This window comes from Vibrio sp. EA2 (assembly GCF_033042495.1).
Lineage (GTDB): Bacteria > Pseudomonadota > Gammaproteobacteria > Enterobacterales > Vibrionaceae > Vibrio.
Window position 1 is genome coordinate 1 of sequence record NZ_JAWLID010000044.1, and the last position, 1,187, is coordinate 1,187.

The 1,187-nt window shown below is 47.3% G+C and carries 1 protein-coding gene; it reads right to left on the reverse strand.

Annotation, left to right across the window (positions count from 1 at the left end; genetic code table 11):
• Positions 1-3: 3 nt before the first annotated feature.
• Positions 4-1,187 (reverse strand): elongation factor Tu (gene tuf, locus RXX31_RS24630; protein WP_317592205.1); only part of this gene is annotated, 1,184 nt, incomplete at its 5' end.

Here is a 1,187-nt window from a genome sequence, read left to right on the forward strand (position 1 = left end):
GAATTAGTCGAAGATCTTAGCAACAACACCAGCACCTACTGTACGGCCACCTTCACGGATCGCGAAACGTAGACCTTCGTCCATTGCGATTGGTGCGATTAGCTCAACAGTCATCTGTACGTTGTCACCTGGCATTACCATTTCTACGCCTTCTGGTAGCTGGATGTCACCAGTTACGTCAGTTGTACGGAAGTAGAACTGTGGACGGTAGCCTTTGAAGAATGGAGTGTGACGACCACCTTCATCTTTAGACAGTACGTATACTTCTGATTCGAACTTAGTGTGTGGAGTGATTGAACCAGGCTTAGCTAGTACTTGACCACGTTCAACTTCATCACGCTTAGTACCACGTAGAAGTGCACCAACGTTCTCACCCGCACGACCTTCGTCTAGAAGCTTACGGAACATTTCAACACCAGTACATGTAGTAGTAGTAGTGTCTTTGATACCTACGATAGCAACTTCGTCACCTACGTTTAGGATACCACGCTCGATACGACCAGTTACTACAGTACCACGACCTTGGATCGAGAATACGTCTTCGATAGGCATTAGGAACGGTAGGTCTACTGCACGCTCTGGCTCTGGGATGTAAGAGTCTAGTGCTTCAGCTAGTTCAACGATTTTCGCTTCCCACTGCTCTTCGCCGTTTAGTGCGCCTAGTGCAGAACCTTGGATAACTGGTAGGTCATCACCTGGGAAATCGTACTCAGATAGAAGTTCACGAACTTCCATTTCTACTAGTTCTAGTAGCTCTTCATCGTCAACCATGTCACATTTGTTCATGAATACGATGATGTATGGGATACCAACCTGACGGCCTAGTAGGATGTGCTCACGAGTTTGAGGCATTGGGCCATCAGTCGCAGCAACAACTAGGATACCACCGTCCATCTGTGCAGCACCAGTGATCATGTTTTTAACGTAGTCAGCGTGTCCTGGACAGTCAACGTGTGCGTAGTGACGAGTTGGAGTGTCGTACTCAACGTGAGAAGTTGCGATTGTGATACCGCGCTCACGCTCTTCTGGAGCGTTATCGATAGATGCGAAGTCTTTAGCTACACCGCCGTAAACTTTAGCAAGAGTAGTACAGATAGCTGCAGTTAGAGTTGTTTTACCGTGGTCAACGTGGCCGATAGTACCAACGTTAACGTGCGGTTTCGTACGTTCAAATTTTTCTTTAGACA